Annotated in this window: 14 protein-coding genes; 6 read left to right on the top strand and 8 right to left on the bottom strand. The window is 40.6% G+C overall.

The window, feature by feature from the left end; all coding sequences use genetic code 11:
- Nucleotides 1-8,199, top strand: coding sequence for a non-ribosomal peptide synthetase (locus BK049_RS06280; protein ID WP_071168105.1), 8,199 nt, complete (start codon nucleotides 1-3; stop codon nucleotides 8,197-8,199).
- A 6-nt stretch (nucleotides 8,200-8,205) separates the two neighbouring features.
- A complete protein-coding gene (locus BK049_RS06275; RefSeq protein WP_071168104.1) occupies nucleotides 8,206-8,946 on the top strand; it encodes a thioesterase II family protein in 741 nt (246 codons plus the stop codon).
- Nucleotides 8,947-8,973: 27 nt separating this feature from the next.
- On the opposite strand, the gene BK049_RS06270 is transcribed toward BK049_RS06275, so the two are convergent.
- The 6 genes from BK049_RS06270 to BK049_RS06245 all read right to left on the bottom strand — a co-directional run bounded on the left by BK049_RS06270 (nucleotide 8,974) and on the right by BK049_RS06245 (nucleotide 14,244).
- Nucleotides 8,974-9,513 (bottom strand): hypothetical protein, encoded by a 540-nt coding sequence (locus BK049_RS06270; RefSeq protein ID WP_071168103.1) that lies wholly within the window; start codon nucleotides 9,511-9,513, stop codon nucleotides 8,974-8,976.
- Nucleotides 9,514-9,532: 19 nt separating this feature from the next.
- Nucleotides 9,533-10,066 carry a stage II sporulation protein M gene (locus BK049_RS20085; RefSeq protein ID WP_071168102.1) on the bottom strand — a complete coding sequence of 178 codons (534 nt, stop codon included), beginning with the start codon at nucleotides 10,064-10,066 and terminating at the stop codon, nucleotides 9,533-9,535.
- A complete protein-coding gene (locus BK049_RS06260; RefSeq protein WP_071168101.1) occupies nucleotides 10,023-10,712 on the bottom strand; it encodes an ABC transporter ATP-binding protein in 690 nt (229 codons plus the stop codon). Before BK049_RS06260 ends, BK049_RS20085 begins: the two co-directional genes overlap by 44 nt.
- An 8-nt stretch (nucleotides 10,713-10,720) precedes the next feature.
- On the bottom strand, nucleotides 10,721-12,145 hold the full coding sequence (locus tag BK049_RS06255) for a hypothetical protein (RefSeq protein WP_071168100.1): 1,425 nt from the start codon (nucleotides 12,143-12,145) through the stop codon (nucleotides 10,721-10,723).
- Nucleotides 12,146-12,206: 61 nt separating this feature from the next.
- Nucleotides 12,207-12,506, bottom strand: a complete 300-nt coding sequence (locus tag BK049_RS06250) for a hypothetical protein (RefSeq protein ID WP_071168099.1) — start codon at nucleotides 12,504-12,506, stop codon at nucleotides 12,207-12,209.
- Nucleotides 12,507-13,542: 1,036 nt separating this feature from the next.
- Nucleotides 13,543-14,244: a 4'-phosphopantetheinyl transferase family protein gene (locus tag BK049_RS06245; protein WP_071168098.1), complete on the bottom strand. Its 702-nt coding sequence runs from the start codon at nucleotides 14,242-14,244 to the stop codon at nucleotides 13,543-13,545.
- Between the two features lie 74 nt (nucleotides 14,245-14,318).
- Here BK049_RS06245 and BK049_RS19725 point away from each other — a divergent pair, with 74 nt between their 5' ends.
- The gene (locus BK049_RS19725; protein WP_232532074.1) at nucleotides 14,319-14,492 is read left to right on the top strand and encodes a hypothetical protein; all 174 of its coding nucleotides are present in this window, start codon (nucleotides 14,319-14,321) and stop codon (nucleotides 14,490-14,492) included.
- A gap of 73 nt (nucleotides 14,493-14,565) precedes the next feature.
- Nucleotides 14,566-14,724, top strand: coding sequence for a GyrI-like domain-containing protein (locus BK049_RS19720; protein WP_237739201.1), 159 nt, complete (start codon nucleotides 14,566-14,568; stop codon nucleotides 14,722-14,724).
- On the opposite strand, the gene BK049_RS06240 is transcribed toward BK049_RS19720, so the two are convergent.
- Together BK049_RS06240 and BK049_RS06235 are read right to left on the bottom strand one after the other, a co-directional pair.
- On the bottom strand, nucleotides 14,711-15,301 hold the full coding sequence (locus tag BK049_RS06240) for a hypothetical protein (protein ID WP_071168097.1): 591 nt from the start codon (nucleotides 15,299-15,301) through the stop codon (nucleotides 14,711-14,713). The genes BK049_RS19720 and BK049_RS06240 overlap by 14 nt on opposite strands.
- Before the next feature lie 85 nt (nucleotides 15,302-15,386).
- Nucleotides 15,387-16,031 (bottom strand): YczE/YyaS/YitT family protein, encoded by a 645-nt coding sequence (locus tag BK049_RS06235; protein WP_008357646.1) that lies wholly within the window; start codon nucleotides 16,029-16,031, stop codon nucleotides 15,387-15,389.
- Nucleotides 16,032-16,576: 545 nt separating this feature from the next.
- On the opposite strand from BK049_RS06235, the gene BK049_RS06230 reads away from it, so the two are divergent.
- Nucleotides 16,577-20,614, top strand: coding sequence for an isopeptide-forming domain-containing fimbrial protein (locus tag BK049_RS06230; RefSeq protein WP_071168096.1), 4,038 nt, complete (start codon nucleotides 16,577-16,579; stop codon nucleotides 20,612-20,614).
- Between the two features lie 6 nt (nucleotides 20,615-20,620).
- Nucleotides 20,621-21,181, top strand: coding sequence for a class D sortase (locus tag BK049_RS06225; RefSeq protein WP_008357642.1), 561 nt, complete (start codon nucleotides 20,621-20,623; stop codon nucleotides 21,179-21,181).
- Nucleotides 21,182-21,204: the final 23 nt, after the last annotated feature.

Below are 21,204 nucleotides of genomic sequence, written 5' to 3'. Positions count from 1 at the left end.
ATGCTAGTAAGTAGACGAAAAGGAAATGCAGCAAATCATATTGTCAGGATCAACGGAAAACGAATCGATCTTAAAGCACTAGAGAGAGTCATGATGCTTCATTTTCCACTAGAGGAATGTGCTCTCATCCCGAAGAAAAATCAAGAGGGAGGCCTATCGCTTGTGCTATTTGCACAGGCGAAGGACCCTTCGCTGACAAGAGAGGATCTGATGAAAGGCCCGCTTCATCCTTATGAAGTGCCAGCCGCGCTCGTCTTATTACCTTCCTTGCCAAGGGCAGAAAGCGGAGCGGTCGATACAGAAGCGCTCCTTTCAATTGATGTACTAGATGAAGAGGAACGAAGAAAGATAGAAGAGCGCACCAAAGCCATAGATGGAGTAGAGGAAGCAGCCGTTTTGATAGATAGTCAGACAGAAAAACAAACACCCTATCATTTAGATGACTTATTTCCAGATAGACAGCGTACGAATGGAAATGAATCGTTTTCAAAAAATGAAGTCAGCCAAACAATAAAATCCTCCGCACAAGAAAAACCACCAGCTCTTGTTTATGGAGGTGATGTGATTAGAAAACCTGGTACACCAGTCACATTGACAGAGGTACTGATCCGAGCCGCCTTTATGTCACCAAATCGCGGAGTCACGTATCTCAAAGAAGGCGGTCAGACGGTGACCCAGACTTACCCGGAATTGCTCACAGGAGCGGAACGTGTCCTGTCTGGATTAAGGGCAGCCGGACTTTCAAACGGCGATCAAGTGTTGCTTCAATTGAAAGATCATCATGATTTTATCACGGTGTTCTGGGGCTGTATTCTCGGAGGAATTATTCCAACCCCAGTCTCTGTACCGCCTGTGTATGATGAAATGAATCAAGGGGTGAACAAGCTGAAGGGCGTGTTTCAGCTGCAAAATGAACCTTTCATTATTACAAACGAAGCGAGTGCTGAGGACATTGCTGGGCTGCGTGAAATGTTCGAATCAAAAGCGATTCCTATTTTAACAATCGAAACATTACTCGCCTGTGATCCAGATGAACAGCATTATGAGCCAGAGCCGGATGAGCCTGTGCTTCAGTTGCTGTCCTCAGGAAGTACGGGTGTACCAAAGTGTATCCGGCACAACCATCAAAGCATTTTATCTAGAATCATCTCCTTTGAGCAGGCAAACGGCTTCACGCATGAGGATGTATCACTGAACTGGATGCCGCTTGATCACGTTGGGGGCATTGTCATGTTTCATGTACATGATGTCTACCTCGGCTGTCAGCAAATAAGTCCATCCATTGATCAATTTATCGAACGGCCGATGGTGTGGCTGGATTGGATAGAAAGATACGGTGTCACCAGGACGTGGGCGCCAAACTTTGCCTTTGCCATGATGAATGAATATGAAGACGACATTCGCAAGGGTAGATGGGATCTTTCCACCTTGACTTATATCATGAATGCAGCTGAAGCGGTTGTTCCAAAAGTAACACAGCGATTCATGCACATCATGGGTCAGCACGGATTAAGCCGTCATGCGATGGTGCCTGCTTACGGCATGTCAGAAACATCCTCAGCCATTGTTCAGTCAAAAGAATTCATGCGTCAAGATGATCAGGATGGACAGCTGACCATTGATCAGACCTCATTAACAAGTGAGATTCAATATGTGGCGCATGATCATCCGCACAAGATGACCTTTACAGAGGTAGGCGTACCGATTCCGTCTGTATGGATTCGAATTGTAGATGAGCATCACCACGTGCTGCCAGAAGATCAGGTGGGACGATTGCAGGTGAAAAGCCCAACGATTATGATGGGCTACTATCAAAATGAGGAAGCCAATCAAGAAGTATTTGCAGAAAACGGCTGGTTTCACACAGGAGATCTAGGGTTTATTCATGAAGGGCGCCTTGTTCTCACAGGCCGTGAAAAAGACATCATCGTCATCAACGGAGCGAACTATTTGAATTATGAAATTGAAGCCGTTGTGGAAGAAGTCGAAGGGGTGGAAGTCACCTTTGCCGCTGCGTATGGCATTTACAACCCAGAATCAAGCAATGATACACTCGCCGTCTTTTTTGTCTCGCAAAAGGAATCAATAGAGGAACAACTGACAATGATTCAGCAGATTAGAGAGGCGGTCATTCGGAAAATAGGGATCGAACCTGACCACATCATTCCGGTGAAAAAAGACCAGTTTCCGAAAACAGAAAGCGGAAAAATTCAACGTGCCCAGTTAGGTGCGGCACTAAAAGATGGAATGTTTCATGATATTGAACGTGCACTTGATTTGGCTTCGGAAAATGAACAAACCCTCCCAGATTGGTTCTTTAAGCGTATTTGGGTAAAAGAGAATATCGGTCCATCTCAGCCGGTGTCAACTGATTATGTACTCGTATTTGAGGATGAAAAAGGGCTTTATCAATCGCTTTATGCACAATTTGAACAAATGAACCTGCCTTATGTTTCTGTGAAAAAGGGTCATGAATTTTTACGCCTGTCAAAAGGGATGTATCAGATGAATCCTCGAATCAAGGGGGATTACGTCAGGCTCGTGGCAGCGCTTGAAGCAGATGAATTAAAGGTCGACCGAATTCTTCATTTGTGGAATGTGTCAGACAAGCAGATGATTGCCAGCCCTGCGCAGTTCAAAGAACTGAATGCGAGCACCAGTCAATCCATTTTGTATTTGTATCAATCGCTGAGACAAGAAAATAAAGAGCCGATGCGTCTCGCTGTTGTGACAAACGGTGGTCAATTTGTGAAGGCGCAAGATGAGCTTCATGTGGAGAAAACATCTCTTGTCGGTTTATTAAAAACCATCCCGCAAGAATGGGAAGGAGCAGAAGTATCGCATATTGATATTGAAGCGGAGAATGTGGAACAGGATGCCAAGCACATTGTGGACGAACTCAGTGCGGTTCATATGAAAGCAGAAGTGTCCTATCGACAGGGGCAGCGCCTCGTACCAAAACTGGAAAAAGTCAATATGTTGGAGGCACCTCAAACAGAAGGATTTTTAGAATATGAAGGCCTGTACTTGCTGACTGGCGGACTTGGTGGCATTGGGTTTGAACTGTCTAAGCAAATGCTCCAATTTGGCTTAAAGCTCGTGTTAATTGGACGGACATCACTTGAAGTGGATAAGGAAAAAGAGGAGGCGTTCTCACAGCTTGAAAGAATGGGAGACGTCATCTATGTACAAGCGGATGTGACCGATTTATCTGACGTCGAGCAGGTAATTTATGAAGCAGAAAATCATTTCGGACAATCAATCCGGGGAGTCCTTCATTTAGCCGGGGCCGGCAATGTGTCTGAGCATTTTCAGCATGTGGACAAGTATACACTGGCTCATACAACGGAAGAAGATTTCACAAAAGAACTTTCAGGTAAAGCAGACGGTGCTTGGGTGCTGCAGGAAGCCTTCAAGCATGACCCGGCAGTACCGCTTGTCTTTTTTGGATCAGTGAATGGCTTTTTTGGCGGCACTACATTTGGGGCATATTCTGCGGCGAACAGCTTTTTAGATGGACTCGCGCATGTCCTTACCCATCATGAAGGAAGAAGAGCGATCTCTTTGAACTTCAGCATGTGGGATAACCTTGGTTTGTCAAAAGGGCATACTGGAGCAGCGCTAACCGTTCGCAAGGGCTTTCAATTGATTGGAAAGAAACAAGGTCTCCATTCATTATGTCTAGGTACTCGTCTAAAAGAAGCGCATCTATTTATCGGCCTGGACGGGGCAAATCAAGAAATCGCTGGACATCTTAAGCCGGCTCCGATCCCGCGTTTTGAAAAGAAGCTTTACTATACGGTTCAACCAGGCAAAGAAGTGCATGTGGGCAAGATCGCAGGCATCACAGAGGGGAAATGGGACATCAAGCAAGTGCCGGATATACCGAAAAAACAAGATGGCTCTATTGATCATCAAGCCCTCAAACAGCTCCATCACAAAAACGCACAGCCGCTTGAAAAGCAATTGCCAGAAACGAAGACAGAGCAGGTGCTTGCGGCAATATGGGAGGATATTTTAGAAGTAGATCGTGTGTACAAAGAGGATCAATTTTTTGACCTTGGCGGACATTCATTAAAGGCGACTCAAACGATTTCCCGCATCAATCATGAGTGTTCAATCAAGGCACCGCTAAAAATTTTATTCGAAAGCAAGAATCTGGCACACTTGGCGCAAATGGTGGATGACATTCAAGGAGCACCAGCCATTCAGGAAGCTGGCATTCCTAAGCTAGAAAAGCAAACAAGCTATGAGTTGTCACATGCCCAGCAGCGGATTTGGTTCTTATCCACATTAGAAAAGAGCCATCATTACAATATTTTAGGTGCTTGGAAGCTGACAGGCCGATTACACATTCAAGCTTTAACGAAAGCCATTGGACTTTTGACCAAACGACATGAGGCATTGCGTGCAACATTTCAAACGCTTGGCGGCAAGCCGGTTCAACTCATTCGAGAAGACCTGCCGCCATCAGTAACAGTGGCGAATTTTTCATTATTTAATGAAAAAACAAGAGTGAGAAGATTAGACCAGCTCATTCATCAAGAAGCAAATCGTATCTATGATCTAGAAAGAGGTCCGCTTGCACATTGGACGATTGTGGATATGGGCAAAGAAGAATATTATCTGCTTTGCGCGCAGCATCATATCATTTCAGATGCATGGTCGCTCAGCCTGCTCATTCAAGAATTAGAAGTGGTGTATGACGCTTTGCTTTTAGAAAAAAACCCTCAGCTTCCGTCGCTTGAGATTGAATGGACAGATTATGTCCATTGGGAAAATGAGCAATTAAAGAACCATCAGGACGCCCAGAACTATTGGCTTGATACCTTACAAGGAGAGCTTCCGGTGTTAGAGCTCCCATTTGACCGCCCTCGTCCGCCGGTTCAAACATTCAGCGGGGCTACAGAACAAATCGTGATAGATGAACCGCTTGTCCGGCGCTTACAGGCCTTGTCTAAGCAGCAGGGCACAACGCTGTTCATGACGATGTTGTCAGCGTATTATGTCCTGCTTCACAAGCTGTCTGGACAAACAGATGTCATTGTTGGATCGCCGATCGCTGGCCGTGATGTCGAACAATCAGAGCAGCTCGTTGGAATGTTTGTCAATACACTTGCGCTGAGACAGGACGTCTCAAAAGCGGGTACATTTGCTGATTTGCTGGCAAAGGTGAAAGAGATGACGTTAAAAGCCTTTGAACATCAGCATTATCCATTCGACAAGCTTGTGGATGACCTTTCGATTGATAGAGATTTAAGTCGCTCACCGATCTTCCAAGTCGCGATGGGATATGTAACCGACTCGTTAGAGATCAACCTAAAAGGGCTGACATCTGAACAAGTGATGGTCCATCATACAGTATCTAAATTTGATCTCACCCTGCATGTATTTGAGCAGGAAGACAAGCTGTCTATTCACGTAGAATATAATACGGATTTATTTGATCAAGAAACCATCCATCGTTTTATGAAGTATTATCTAAATCTGTTAGATGGCATGACGGCTCAGCCTGAACGGACATTTGTTGATTTTTGCCTAATGGACAAAGCAGAACAGGATGCCATGATCATTGGAAAAAATCAAACCGATACATCTTATCCAAAGCGTACGCTTCAAGAATTGTTTGAAGAACAAGTGCAGCGTGATCCGCATCGCATTGCTTTATCCTATATGGAAGAACACATGACGTATCAAGTTTTAGACGAGAAGGCGACACAGCTTGCTGCCTACTTGCAGTCAAAAGGCATTGGACCCGGTTCCCTTGTCCCGATGCTCTTTGATCGTTCCTTTGACATGATGGTCTCGGTGTTAGGGATCGTCAAGTCGGGTGCAGCTTATGTTCCGATGTCACCCGAGTATCCAGATGCCCGTATCGGTCTGATCGTCCGAGATACACAAAGCGATCTCATCTTAACCCAGTCTCATCTGATCAATCGTTTAGAGGGTCTGACCGCTACAAAGATTGAAATGGACAAGCCGTTACCAGAAACAGACGCAGTGTATCAAAGGGATCAATCGATTGTCGGAGAAGACCAGCTTGCCTATGTCAACTACACTTCAGGGTCAACAGGCACACCTAAAGGCGTGATGCTCCCTCATGCAGGAGTTGTCCGCTTAGTAAAAGAAACAAACTATATTGAACTAGGTTCAGACGATAAAATGCTTCAGTTGTCTAACTATGCATTTGATGCCTTTACATTTGAATTATGGGGAATGCTGCTAAATGGCGGTCAACTGATTCTGATTCCAAAATATGCCGCACTAAATATGGACGAATTAACTCGGTTAATCAAAACACATCAAGTCACATCCAACTGTCTGCCAACCGCGTTATTCAATCGATTGATTGAGCATGACCCTAAAAGTGTCGCTGGCTACCGCACACTGCTCGTTGGCGGAGAAGCCATGTCTAGTGAGCATGCACGAAAGGCATTGCCGCATATGAAAGGTGTGCTGATCAATGCTTACGGCCCAACAGAAAACACGACGTTAGCGACCACTCATCAAGTCACACACGTACCGGAGGATGCAAGATCAGTACCAATTGGTGTACCAGTCGCAAACTCAACAGTCGTCATACTAGATGAATACCTCAATCCAGTACCAATAGGCGTTAAAGGAGAAATCTATATTGGTGGAACTGGACTGGCGAAAGGGTATCTCCATGACCCAGAGCGGACGCAAGAAAGGTTTATTGACAATCCATTCCCGCAATTAAAAGGGGACAAGCTCTATCGCTCAGGTGACCTAGGCAAATGGCGGTCAGATGGCAGTATTGAATATCTCGGCCGAAAAGACAACTTGGTCAAAATTAGAGGCTACCGAATTGAATGTGGAGAAATTGAGACAGCCCTGCTCAAGCATCCGCAAGTAAAAGAATGTACCGTTATCGCCAAAACGTATGGCAGCTCAAAACGGCTGGCAGCCTACCTTGTCACAGACGGGGAAAATCCGGTTCCCGGCTGGAAAGCATTTTTACAGGAAAGCCTGCCAGGCTATATGATCCCAAGCTACTTTATCGTACTTGACGCAATCCCCGTCACAACGAATGGGAAGGTCGATCAAAAAGCACTGCCAGAGCCAACAGAAACGCTTTCTTCCTCACATGAGGACGATCAGCCGGCAACGGAAACAGAACAACTCATTGTGGCAGCTTTCAGGGAAGTGCTTGGTGTCAAACAAGCAGGTATTCATGATTCATTCTTTGATTTAGGTGGAGATTCGATTATGAGTATTCAAGCCGTTGCCAAATTAAAAGAAAAAGGTGTCCGTGTGGATCCGAAATGGATTTTCATGCACCCAGCGCCAGCACAGTTAGCGGCATATTTGGACACAGTGCCAGAAACAGGCGAGCCTGTCGAAAGAGCGCCGAAAGACTATGTGATCGAGTTGAAAAAAGGGGATCCGGCTGAACCGAGAATTTTCTTTGCACCGCCTGCTGGTGGAACGGTGATGGGGTATATCGATGTGGCCAAGCTCATGACACATGAAGGATCTGTTTATGCCTTGCAGTCTCCGGGCTTGTATGAGGATGAAGAACCACAATTCCTTCATTATACAGAGCTTGTCACCATTTTTATTGAAGCCATTGAGACATTCTATCGACCAGGCATTGATTATCTGGCAGGGCATTCCATGGGCGGACATCTTGCTTACGGAATGAATCAGAGACTCTGTCATGCAGGAAAAGCGCCAAAAGGATTGATCATTTTAGATACGGTTCCGGTATTAAGAGATGAGGCAGATCAAGCGCTTCATGCCGATATGAACGAAGAAGAAGTGAAAATGCTCGCCCTCGTCCTTGGTATGGGGAACCTCGTCGGCATCAAACCAGAAGCATTACAAGGGCTCAGTTTCCAAGAAGTGAAGCAGAAAATCCTCAAAGAAGCAGAAAAGGATGAAGTCGTTCATCAATTTATGAATGATCACTATTTAGATAAATACTTGCAAATGCAAACGCATAATACCATTATGTCACAAGCCATTGAATTAGAAAAAGAACCATTCCCTGTGCCGTTTTATATTGTACAGAGCAGTGACCACGCCACAGATTTTCAGAAGAAGTTTGCCGACTGGGAGGCTTATACGAAAGGGACGTGCACGTATTATCACATCAAAGGCGACCATGTCACCATGATGAAAAGACCTCAGGCAGATCATCTTGCACAGATTCTTGAAACGATTGTAAAGGGGTAAGGACGTATGAATCCATTATTTAAAACCTTTGAAAAAAAATCAGATCTCATTCAGCTTATTTGTTTTCCTTTTGCAGGCGGATATTCCGCCTCTTACCGTCCGCTCTTTGAACAGCTAAAGGGTACGGCCGAAGTGACAGCAGCAGAGCCTCCGGGTCATGGAACCAACCTCATGCCGCTAGAAACCAGCATTGACCGGCTCGCTGAATTGTACAAAGAAGGACTGACCGGCCAATTGAACCGTCCATTTATCTTGTTCGGACATTCAATGGGCGGACTAGTGGTGTATAGACTCACCCAGCTGCTAGAAAAGGAAGGCATCTATCCTGAAGCAGTTGTCATTTCTGCCATTCAGCCGCCGCAAACAAAAAGACAGATCCTGACCCATCTGTCCAATGAAGCATTTGTTCAGCATATTGCTGAAATGGGCGGGATTCCAAAGGAATTGTTGGATAACAAACCAATGATGGATTACTTTACACCGTCCTTACGTGCAGACTATCAAGCACTAGAAACCTTTCAGCATACGGACAAATCCATCATCGAATCACCCGTTTATTTATTCAACGGTAAGCAAGATAAGACATGCATGGAAGATGCAAACGGCTGGTTAAAATGGGCCAACACCATCGAACGCACTGATTTTGATGGAGGCCACATGTATATCAACACACACCTCGAGCGCTTCGCAGAGCATATGAAGCATGTCATTGAGCATAAAAAAAGACATCGATTATTAAAGGTTTAAAAAAACGGGCCCATATTGGGCCGTTTTTTATTGTGGAATGAAACTGGAAAACGCTGAAATAGCTAAAGAAAATAAAAACAATAATACAAATGGTATGTAAAACTTATAGTTTCTGTTTTCTTTGTCCTTTACGTAGGAATAGCACCATAAGCTAAAAGATACTAGGACAAAAATATTTAAATTCCATAGTATTGGAAGTGTTATCATATGCTCGGCATTCGATACATTCAATAGGTATAAAATAATAACAATGAGATTACCTAATAAAATACAGTAGTAAGCGAGTATCCCTCTTTTAAATATACTCTTATAGGATTGATTTATTCCGAGTGTAACAAAACCTAGAAAAATTACTAATGAAAAAAGCAAAACTTCTATTACTGGCTTGAATGTTTCCCCAATTACAGCAAGTGATATACCTATCCACTTACTCACTTCAATTATATCCTGATTTCCTTCAAGTTGAAGCTCTAGTAGATTATTATTAATTTCATCCATTTTCAATATAGAAAGGATGAAGGCTATAATGCCAGAGAGTAGACTTACTAATATAATATGCTTTTTCATATTACCATCCTTTTCAATATCAAATGTTTATAAAATAAAATTCAATAACCGAAGCAATAAATAACAAAAATAATCCTGTTAAAAGTTGTATGAAGTATATTTTCCCTCTTGTTCTAAATGGAATTCTATCTTTAGAAAGTATGTACTTTATTATGTGCTTTGATATATCGTACGATACAAAATAAAAAAGAAACAAACCAACAATTTCTACAGGTGAATGGAAAATTATATAATATAAGGCTATATCAATTCCATATATATAAGTATATGATATAAAAAAAGCTCCAAGGAAAAATCCATTTAAAAATATGATAATGCTAGACAGCAAACCTAAACTAACAATTCCGGATATTAAAATGAGGAGGGATACAAAAAGATTATTGATGAAAATCTCTTGATAACCATTAATTTGAATGTTGTTCTTAAAATCTATACTTCTTATAAACTTTGAAGTGAAAATACTTAAGATAAAACCACCAAAGAAAAATATCAAAAAAATTGAAAAGTTTTTAAGATAACTTCTCAAAAAACTTCTTTTTAAGTTGATCTTCATGAAACGTCACTCCTGAAGATTTTTTTTCTGAGTGTATGATACTACCATCATCAATAAAAAGGATTTCATCGCATAAATCTGCAGCGAACTGAATGATATGTGTGGATAATAAAATGATCTTGTTGTCATCTCTTAACTTTCTTAAATGTTTTTTCATATCGGCCATGTTCGTAGGATCAAGACCAGTAAAAGGCTCATCTAATAATATGATATTTGGGTTATGTAATAGGGTTAAAATAAAAGATATTCTTTGTCTCATTCCTCGAGACAAATTTGATGTACGACGATGAGCTTGTTCTTCTAACCCATATTTGTTCAATAGATCATTTATTTGATTAGTTTTCAAGGGGCGTTCTACAAGCATAGATTGATATTTTATCAATTCAAAACAGGTTAAGTTTTCAAAGAGGGTAGGATCGTCTTCCATGTATCCAACATAAGAAAAGCTTTGCTTGCTGTTATTTATGAAAATTTGTCCTTCATCTGGGACTATCAATCCCGCAATCATCTCTAGAATAGTAGTTTTTCCAGCTCCATTTCTTCCTAATAGCCCAATAATTGAACCCATTTTAAAATGCATCTCTGGAATCATTACTTTAAAATTAGAGTCTTTATATTCTTTAGTTAGATTATGAACTGATAACATAAAATCCCTCACTCAAATAATGTTTTAAACGATTTGTAATTCTTATTAATTGTTTTATTCCAAAATGAAAGTGTTAAAAATATTATTATAATTGTACTTGCAATCATAACTGTGTTTGTCACAATGAAATAAATTGTGCTATATGAGGAGATAACTGATAAAGCTAAAATAAACCCGTAGCAAATATTTAAGGTCAATTTACTAAGAGAACTTGGAACTTGATATACATATTCCCATTTGAAATAAGGAAATAAAACAGTCGTACCAACAGTACAAGTAGCTATTAAAAAGCTTGTGTTTATTAGAGTAATAACAACGAAAAATGGTTGGTCTAACTGTATAGTAAAAGTAGAAAATATGGTATACAGAATACAAAAAAACAAATGAAGTATGATAGATAAAGTTATTTTAGCTTTTATTTTATTGATGACCAAATTAGGTAATTTCTGTTTTAACGGGAGAATTGGACCATCTATATCGAATGAGACGTAAGGTTGTATTGCGTTCGATATTAAAATCATTGGAAAAATAACACTAAAAATAAATAAAAAATCGTTTTCTATATTTAGTGTTTCAAGCTGGTTTGTATGAACACCATATAGAATTAAACCAAATAAACCTCCAGATATTGTTAATATAAATAGTAAAACAGACCACTGTATAGGTGGATTTCTCAATAAAAGTATAGTCTCATAAAGGAAAATATGATCGAATTTTCTGGATTTTCTTGTTTTTATTTTTTTTGTTTTTCTCTGGAAATGAAAAATTGGCACATTACGAATGTTTTTGTTCCAATTAAGTATCAATAAAATACTAATTAAAACAAATGTTAAAATGATATAAATCGAGTTTATAGGTAGCGGGTTATTTAATAAGTTAAAATTGAATACTGTGAATACCCAAAGTGCAATAAGGCCTGTAGTTATATACCCAATTGTTGATGAAATGGAAAAAAATCTAGGGTTTGAAAGTACTAACAAGAAATGTAGTCTAAGTAGGTAGCCTAAAATAAAGGCAGTACCGCCCAACACTGCTAATGTAATAGATTTATCATACCCGTTTATAAGTATATTTGTTAAAAAAGATCCCAAAAAAAGGAATAACAAGCTAACAATAATACTGAAAAACTTGCTCATGTCTTTGGCGAAAATGTATTGATCAAGATTTATTTTTAAAATAGCCATCTGTTTTTTATCTTTAGAAAAGAGAATTCTCATCAAACTTTTATCAAGATTTATTGTTAATATTATAATGAATATTGATATATAGATAATTGGCAAATTTTTAACAAAATAAGCAGACAAAATTCCTAGTAATAGAGGGGCAATTATGTATAAGAAAGAAAAAAATGCAAAAATGAGAGCATTATTACGTTTATGATTTCTAAAATCATTGATTAATAAAATCTTTGTGTATGTTAAGTATTTATGCATTTACAACACTTCCATTTTATAATTGTAAAGAGAAGGTATTTACACCTTCTCTATTTAAAAATTAGAAAGCAATAGCGTATTTAACTCCATATTTTCTAGCATAACTAATTACTAGAGAAGCAATGGCGCCGAGTCCAAAAGTACCTAAAACTGCAGCGATAGCACCAACTGTACCAGCTGCATTAAGGATTGCACTAACTGAAGTCAATGCCCAAGTAGGTATTTGAGGATAGTTAGCTACTAGATTTGCAAATGGTGTAACTGGTTCAAGAGTCAATAAAACCATAGTTGTTAAAGTTAAAGTGAAAATAAGACTCAAGCCTAAAATTGCAAAAAATCTATTTTTTAAACTCATTTCCATATTTTCCACCCCCTCCCTTGATATACCTGTATTATACAAAAAAAGGATTTATAATAAATAGGTTTTTTATACTGTATTTAACTAATTTGGATTTGAATGTAAATTTTGATTTTGACATAAAAACTATTTTGTGTTTTGGCAACTAGTAAACAAGAAGTTGATCAATAAACAAATGAGTTTTTCCATGTTTTCATAACAACAGGGTTTCTCATTCACATTTTCACAGGTTAGTTACAAGAAGATAGAGAATTGAGAAATATATGTACTTAATAGTTATTATTGCAGAATACATTAGGCATGTCATTGAGCACACAACAAAAAAACAATTCTCCAGCCAATAAAAAAAGACACCGTCAAACGAGTGTCTTTTTCTTTATGAATTCTCCTTCCTCACCACATTCCCGCCAATGACCAGCAAATTTCCAATGATATGGTATGTATAAATCGATGAGCACCCCGGCGGCGACTGTAATAAAGGCAGACAGATTGTTGACCTTTGCTGCTTCAAGAAGGGAGAGAGCATTATTTGATGAATACGCTCTGAGTAGCGAGATAGATTGCCTAAGAAAAGTATAGACTATACAAAAGATGGATGTGTAAATGGACTGAAAAACTGTGGCAGTGTATCGTTTGCCGAGTGGCGAAAAAGCGCAGCGACATTGAAAAAGACAAACAAAAAGAATGTCATCACGAAAGTGAGTTCAATTACATGGAACCGATTCGCTTTTTCTATAAAATGCCAAGATGTCAAAGCTCACTTTGAATAAATTATTAAAAGCATGAGAAAATAGCCATTACTGAAACATAGGATGGCTACTTGGCTGATTTGGAATTCGATACAAAAAGAGACCCGATCTATTCATATGATCAGGCTGGGAAAGTCATTTAATAAAAAAGCTTCTTAAAAATCATTTTTCCAAGACTTCAAACAGGTGCTGTCGTCTTACCTGAGGAGCCAATCGACCGACATTACATTTCTACCTGTCATAAGAACCCCATTCTTCAGCTAACATTTAGCATGAGAAAGAAGAGCAAATCACACGTTATGAAGGCGGGCCAGTATTTCCTTGCAAGTGAGTATCTCGACGCTCTCAGCTGCAGCGGGCTTTCTTGTACATACAGCCATTTGGTAGGCAGGGTCGAGCGAGTACGTTTGAACCACACAAGGAGCTTCATGATCAGGCAAGGTCAAAGAAGCCTGTCCATCCTCTGACAGACGGGCTGTAAAGGACGAAAGACCATAGGATAATCCCTTTCCAGTCAGCTTAATAAAGGCTTCCTTCATTGACCAAAGATGAAAGAAATAAGCTTCCTGGCGCTCTGCCGGCTGCGAGAGTAAATCCTGATATTCATCAGCTGAAAAAAACCGTTTGGCAATGGCTAAATCAATGGGCTTGATCTCTTCAATATCTATACCAACAGGCGCATCATCTACTGCACAAACCACCCAATCGCCAGAGTGAGAAAGATTAAAATGAAAAGAAGGAATGTGCCGGACAACTGGCTTGCCGTTTTCTTCCGTTTCAAAAGTGATCTGTTTCATAGGCAGATCGTACATTTCATGAATGATTTGACGAATCAGTACCTCACCTAACAGCGTTCTTCTTGCATCTATCAAAAAACGAAAGCGCTCAGCGGCCGCGCGTTTTTCAGATGACACAAAGGGTTTGAGCTGATCTATTTGTTTTCGTGCATTGATTTCATCTAAATGTTGTAATTGGATAGCGAAAATCTCCATAACGGACCTCAATTTTTTACATTTATTGTACCATTGGAGGAACCTCTGCAAAAGAGAAACAGGCATCCTGTTCAATGAAAGCACAAACAATCATGGACAGTATTCAGTATATGGAAGAGAGGCTCGATCAGCCTGTACTGATTGAAGAAGTGGCGGAGGCCGTCTGTATGTCGACATGCCATGATCAGCGGCTGTTTCATTTGCTAACGGGAATTCCCGTACAGAATACATTCGAAAAAGACGGTTAAAGCTTACAGCTGAAGAAATGTTTTTCAAGCAAATGGACCTGTCGAACACACAGTTCATTCAACATGGACACGCATGTTCACTGAATGGTTTCCCGCCTCAGGATATGAACATGCTGGGGGAATGGAAACGTATCCCGTTGGTAGAGATATACTTTCTCAAGATCATGTGACGTTGATTTGGATCCCAATCGGCAAAGCAGCATATTCCGCTGCTTTTTTTATGTTTGTTTAAGGACGTGAACACCGTTCGGATCGATGGTATTCTTACAATTTGCATCCTTTATCATCACTTTCAGTAAGGAGAGGCGTTCTCCCTTTTCCAAGTGGATGGGCTGTATCAAACCGTCCAGCAGCTGATCGACGTTAGGTGTATGAGTCAAATCAGGCACTGCGATTGTCATCCCGCTAAGTGCTTCCTCTCCCGTTTCAATTACATCTGTCCGTCGCTGCAATTCAATTCTTAACCGAATCGGTGTTGAAAGAAATGTTCTTCGTTCCCCTGTTTGAATTCCCCAATGCTGCTTTTTCGCCTGTATTAGTAGCTGGTGATATTCATCGTCAGTTACAAGAAAGCCAATGTGATCAAAAATCACTTTTTTGCTATACCCAAATGTGACATTGATCTGTCCCTTTCTCATTTCAACGATACGAAAAACTGGGTTCTTTTCTCTAAAATCATCCCATGTCAGCGGAGGATGAAAGGAACCTTCCTTTGTGAAACGACTTTTTACGTCAAAGCCTAATGAAGTGTATGCCTTCTCCGTCTCTTCAACAAAGGGTGTCCAGTAATGATAGTGAAAAAGCTGCATCCTAGGATCAACTCCAATTGTAAGAATTATTTGTTTATTTAGTTTAGCACAAGAAAAGCCATTCTTTTAGAAGAATGACTTGTTCTTATCGGATAAGGGTTTGAACGGGTTTCTCTGCCGTTTTTGTAATGAGCAGCTGCAAGAGCCGTGTCGATTGCGGCAAGGAGAAACGGAGGACGAGTCCTGTAAAGATGGCGGTCAGAATCGTTCCAATACCGATCGGTCCGCCGAGCATCCATGCAAATACAAGCACGGTTAACTCAATTCCATTTCGAACCCACTGTACGTTCAACCCTGTTTTTGCGGAGATGAGCAGCATTAATGAATCTCTTGGCCCGGCGCCAAGATTGGCTGAGACATAAATGCCAACGCCATATCCAGACACAACAACACCCGTCATAAACACATATAAAGCAGGTAAATACCCATGTGGTGCAGGTAATACCGCGTTAAAGAAATCAATAAACACACCAATCAGCACCATGTTCAGTAAAGCGCCGACCTTTGGCCATGATTTCGTAAAAACAGAGGTCAGTGTCACAATCAGTGCACCAATCAGAATGGACCATTGTCCAATGGTTAAACCAAAGTGCTGAAACAGCCCATAATGGAAAGCGTCCCAAGGACCAATCCCAAGAATCTTTCCTTTCACTGTCAGCGATAGTCCAAAAGCAAGTACGATCAATCCAACAAAATAAAAAAACCAACGTAAAAGATGTTCCCGCTTCAAAGCATTCCCTTCTTTCTTAAACACTCGATTTTCATCGTAACATACTCGCACGCCCCTTTAAATGGCATTGCTCAATTGTAATCGCTTACTCGAAAAAAAGAATTTATTCAATAAAAAGAGTGAAAAACATCAAAAATTGGAGCAAGACTTTTAGATTGTTTTTTTTAACAAAGCGAACCAATTATTAACTTTTTTTATAAGAATAAGAAAAAAATTCATTATAAATTGACAAAAAAACAACCTTTATCCAATTAAAGATTCATTCATATAAAATAGAAGAGGTTGTATGTAAATTGCGTTATTAGGCCTGTTTGAATGACTAGATAAACTATTTATCACACGATAAAAAAACGTTCATTGTTGGAAAAAACATAGATGAATCATATGTTGAGAGTTGTATATGTCTAAAGGGCTATTTTTGTCGAAAATAGTCTTTTAGTCATGTTGAGGGTTCTGAAATGTTACTGATATTCTTTACCAAAGTATAGGAGGTGAGCTGGTACATACCTTTACTCGATGAACCAAGAAAAAAGGGAGGTCAAAGAATGAATATATTAAAAAGAACGAGTCAATTATTTCTTATATTGGTGCTGATTGTTGGAAATCTATTAACGGTCTCACCACCTATCTCAAAGGCTGCAGGAACGGTTGTAGTGAACAACACAGATTCCTATATGATTGGAAGTAGCCCATTAATTCTTTATCAGCTCGATGGGAATAACCCAACTAACGTAAAGGCTAGTGTTCAAGTGAAAGGAATCAATTCGACTTTAGTGAACGGTGTTGCCGTCAATGATCAAGAGAACGTTGTGTATGCAACGACATCAGTAAGCGGAACTCCTGTTCTTTATAAAATAAATGCAACTTCTGGACAAGCACAAGAAGTAGGTGCTTTAGCTGGAGCAGCGTCTAATGCAGTTGTGCACAATGGAAAATATATACACTCTTATTCTTCAGGTGGAGAGTACTTCCTTGGAACATATGATCTAACAACTGGGCAAAAAACGTCTAAAAAAATTGTCGGCTATGACATCGGCTCTGGTGTTGGCGGGGACCTTGTTGTTGATAAAGACGGTTATCTTTGGTTCGCATCAAATGGGAGTGGAGCCATTGCACAAATGAATCCAGATACGGCTGAAGTCATTCGTGTGATCCCAATTAAAAGTGCGGATGGTAAAAGCATTGATGGAGGCGTTCGAGGAATCAGCTTTTTGCCAAATGGGCAAATGCTGTTGCAGTCAGGATTAAATGCATCTATTGGCCATTCTACTCTGTATACACTTGATGCAAAAACATTAAGCACGACTTATATGGGCACTGTTGGTGATTCATTATCTTATGACTTAGCTTCACGAGTAAAGCCAGAATTTGATCCATATCCTCCAGAGCTTGAATCAGAAAAATCTGTGGTCTTACAGAAAAAAGCAGAGGGTAACACAGATGAGAAGCACCCGGAAGTGGGAGATACATTACTCTATACAATTAAAGCAAGAAGTACTGTTCAATATGGTATTGTTAAAAACTTAGTCATATCAGATAACCTTCCGAGCAGCTTAACCTATGTTCCAGGTAGCCTTAAGGTAGATGACGTAAGCGTGACAGATGCAAAAGACCAAGACAAAGGTGACTATACAAACGGCACCGTGACGGGTCAAATAGGCGATGTGAAAAATACCGCTTGGCATACAGTCACATTTGAAGCGAAAGTAGGAACAGGTCAAGCGGGTAAAGACATTCAAAATACGGCCAATGTCAAAGGGGAAAACACACCGCCAGATAAACCAACAACAAACATAGAAATTTATCCTCGTGATCCCAAGCTTGAATCAGAAAAATCAGCAGTCTTACAGAAAAAAGCAGAAGGTAATACAGATGAGAAGCACCCAGAGGTAGGGGATACGTTACTGTATACCATTCAAGCACGTAACGCTGTTGAAGACAGTGTGATTGAAGACCTCGTGATTTCTGATCAGCTGCCTCAAGGATTAGCATATGTACCAAATTCACTTCAACTAGATGGGAACCCAGTAACCGATGCAGTAGATGACGATAATGGCGATATGACAGATGGAATCATTACTGGAAAGTTCGGTGAGGTGAAAGATGCGAAATGGCATCGTGTGACGTTTGAAGTAACGGTTGAAAAAGGCCAAGCAGGCAAAGACATTCAAAATACGGCCAACGTTACAAGCGGTAACACACCACCAGACAAACCGACAACGAATATAGAAATCTATCCTCGTGACCCAAAACTAGCTTCAGAAAAAACAGCGGTCTTGCAGAAAAAAGCAGAGGGCAATACAGATGAGAAACACCCAGAAGTAGGAGATACCCTTCTCTATACAATTCAAACAAAGAATACGATAGAAGACAGTCTCGTTGAAAACTTAGTGATCTCAGATGAACTGCCAGAAGGATTATCGTATGTGCCGGATTCACTTCAAGTGGATGGAGAGGCAGTCACAGACGCAAAAGATGACGACAATGGAGACTTCACAGACGGAACCATTTCAGCTCAATTTGGTGACATAAAAGATACAGATTGGCATACCGTGACGTTTGAAGTGACGGTTGAAAAAGGTCAATCGGGCAAAGACATTCAAAATACAGCCAGCGTCACAGGCGGCAACACACCACCAGATGAGCCGACAACGAATACAGAAATCTATCCTCGTGACCCAAAGCTTGAATCTGAAAAGTCAGCGGTCTTGCAGAAAAAAGCAGAGGGCAATACAGATGAGAAGCATCCAGAAGTAGGAGATACCCTTCTCTATACAATTCAAACAAAGAACACGATAGAAGACAGTCTCATTGAAAATCTAGTAATCTCAGATCAATTACCAAAAGGGCTAAAGTACGTCACTGGATCACTTCAAATCGACGGGAATGCAGTCACAGATGAGAAAGACAATGATAACGGTGACTATACAGATGGAACGGTCACAGGTTATTTCGGTGATATCAAGGATACAGACTGGCATACCGTGACGTTTGAAGTGACAGTTGAAAAGGGACAAGCTGGTCAAAACATTCAAAATACTGCCGAAGTAACTGGTGAAAACACGCCGCCAGATGATCCAACAACGAAGACAGAAATTTATCCTCGTGATCCAAAATTAGAGTCTGAAAAAACGTCCGTTATTCAGAAAAAAGCAGAAGGCAACACAGATGAAAAGCAACCACAGGTAGGAGATACCCTTCTTTATACGATTAAAACAAAGAATCTTGAAGAAGATAGCTTCATTGAAAATCTAGTGATTTCAGATGAACTGCCAGAAGGACTTGCGTATGTTTCAGGCTCTCTCAAAGTAGACGGACAAGCGGTGACAGATGCAAAGGATGACGACAACGGAGACTACACAAAAGGTACGGTGACAGGACAATTTGGTCAGATCAAAGATACTGATTGGCATACAGTAACGTTTGAAGCGAAAATTACCAAAGGCCAAGCAGGTAAAACCATTCAAAACACTGCCAAAGTCACAGGCGATAATACCCCGCCAGACGAACCGACAACAGAAACGAAAATTGATCCAAGAGATCCAAAGCTTGAATCAGAAAAAACATCTGAGATCTCTCAAAAAGCAGAAGGCAATAAAGATGAAAAACAAGTACAAGTAGGCGACACCCTTCTTTACACGATCAAAACAAAAAACAGTGTAGAAGACAGTGTCATCAAAGATTTAGTCATTTCAGATGAACTTCCAGAAGGACTTGCATATGTCAAAGGTTCATTAAAAGTAGATGGACAAGCAGTGACAGATGCAAAGGATGACGACAACGGAGACTACACAAAAGGTACGGTGACCGGTCAATTTGGTGATATCAAAGACACAGACTGGCATACGGTTACTTTTGAAGCGAAGGTTGCTAAAGGCCAATCAGGTAAAAGCATTCAAAACACAGCGAAAGTAACAGGCGAAAACACGCCACCAGATGAGCCGACAACGGAAACAAAAATTGATCCAAGAGATCCAAAACTTGAATCAGAAAAAACATCCGAGATTTATCAAAAAGCAGAAGGCAACACAGATAAAAAACAAGTGCAAGTAGGCGACACCCTTCTTTACACCATTAAAACAAAAAACAGTGTAGAGGATAGTGTCATCAAAGATCTAGTGATCTCAGATCAGCTGCCAGAAGGTCTTGCATATGTCACAGGTTCACTCAAAGTAGATGGACAAACAGTGAGCGATGCTAAAGATGATGACAAAGGAGACTATACAAAAGGTAAGGTGACGGGACAATTTGGCGATATTAAAGATACCGATTGGCATACTGTGACGTTCGAGGCAAAGGTTGTCAAAGGTGCTGAAGGCCAGACAATCACGAATATCGCAGATGTGAAGGGCGAGAATGTAGACGAACCAGATCAACCAGAAAACACGACAACAGTTGAACCTCCTCATGAACCAGAGGTGCCGACTGTACCAGATCAGCCATCTGAGCCTCACACTGAAACACCTGGTCATCCACTGCCGAATACTGCAACCGTCATGTACAATCTTCTGCTTGCAGGATTTGCTCTAGTTCTCATTGGTGCATCTCTAATGGTGTGGAATAGAAGAAAAAGAAACGGATAATCCGCCATGTTTCAAAAAATCATTTCTACTGTATTGATCACAGCGGGCTTTTGTTTGTTGATTGGCGGGTATATAGGTATGATAGGTGGACAGAGGGAAATAGAGACATCGTTTCAGTCTGCTCAAGCAGTCGTTCAGCATCAGGTGCAAAAGGATTCATCTTTTGCGCCGCAGGCTGGTGAAACCATTGGGCTTTTGCACATTCCAAAACTAAAGGCTGAGCTGCCGATCGTTGAAGGAACAGCAGCAGATGATTTGGCAAAAGGTGTTGGACATTATCAGAAGAGCTATTTCCCTAATGAGCAAGGACAAATTGTGTTATCTGGACATCGTGATACCGTATTTAGACGAACAGGAGAGCTTGTGAAGGGGGATCAGCTTGTCATTGAGCTTTCATACGGTCGATTTGTTTATGAAATAGAGAAAACAAAAGTTGTTAAAAAAGACGATACAAGTATTGTGACACTGCAGCATGAAAAAGAAGAACTTGTCCTCACGACATGTTATCCTTTTTCTTTTATTGGGCCTGCACCAAACAGATATATTATATATGGAAAGCGTGTGTAGTCACTGATCCAGCCTGCGGCGGC

The organism is Bacillus xiamenensis (genome assembly GCF_001857925.1).
GTDB classification, from domain to species: domain Bacteria; phylum Bacillota; class Bacilli; order Bacillales; family Bacillaceae; genus Bacillus; species Bacillus xiamenensis.
This window is presented reverse-complemented; position numbering and strand designations above follow the sequence as displayed.

What these genes read in the sequence shown, in the direction of transcription:
- BK049_RS06280 (WP_071168105.1), top strand. Translation starts at nt 1, where the DNA reads ATGCTAGTAAGTAGACGAAAAGGAAATGCAGCAAATCATATTGTCAGG.
- BK049_RS06275 (WP_071168104.1), top strand. Translation starts at nt 8,206, where the DNA reads ATGAATCCATTATTTAAAACCTTTGAAAAAAAATCAGATCTCATTCAG.
- BK049_RS06270 (WP_071168103.1), bottom strand. Translation starts at nt 9,513, where the DNA reads ATGAAAAAGCATATTATATTAGTAAGTCTACTCTCTGGCATTATAGCC.
- BK049_RS20085 (WP_071168102.1), bottom strand. Translation starts at nt 10,066, where the DNA reads ATGAAGATCAACTTAAAAAGAAGTTTTTTGAGAAGTTATCTTAAAAAC.
- BK049_RS06260 (WP_071168101.1), bottom strand. Translation starts at nt 10,712, where the DNA reads ATGTTATCAGTTCATAATCTAACTAAAGAATATAAAGACTCTAATTTT.
- BK049_RS06255 (WP_071168100.1), bottom strand. Translation starts at nt 12,145, where the DNA reads ATGCATAAATACTTAACATACACAAAGATTTTATTAATCAATGATTTT.
- BK049_RS06250 (WP_071168099.1), bottom strand. Translation starts at nt 12,506, where the DNA reads ATGGAAATGAGTTTAAAAAATAGATTTTTTGCAATTTTAGGCTTGAGT.
- BK049_RS06245 (WP_071168098.1), bottom strand. Translation starts at nt 14,244, where the DNA reads ATGGAGATTTTCGCTATCCAATTACAACATTTAGATGAAATCAATGCA.
- BK049_RS19725 (WP_232532074.1), top strand. Translation starts at nt 14,319, where the DNA reads ATGAAAGCACAAACAATCATGGACAGTATTCAGTATATGGAAGAGAGG.
- BK049_RS19720 (WP_237739201.1), top strand. Translation starts at nt 14,566, where the DNA reads ATGTTCACTGAATGGTTTCCCGCCTCAGGATATGAACATGCTGGGGGA.
- BK049_RS06240 (WP_071168097.1), bottom strand. Translation starts at nt 15,301, where the DNA reads ATGCAGCTTTTTCACTATCATTACTGGACACCCTTTGTTGAAGAGACG.
- BK049_RS06230 (WP_071168096.1), top strand. Translation starts at nt 16,577, where the DNA reads ATGAATATATTAAAAAGAACGAGTCAATTATTTCTTATATTGGTGCTG.
- BK049_RS06225 (WP_008357642.1), top strand. Translation starts at nt 20,621, where the DNA reads ATGTTTCAAAAAATCATTTCTACTGTATTGATCACAGCGGGCTTTTGT.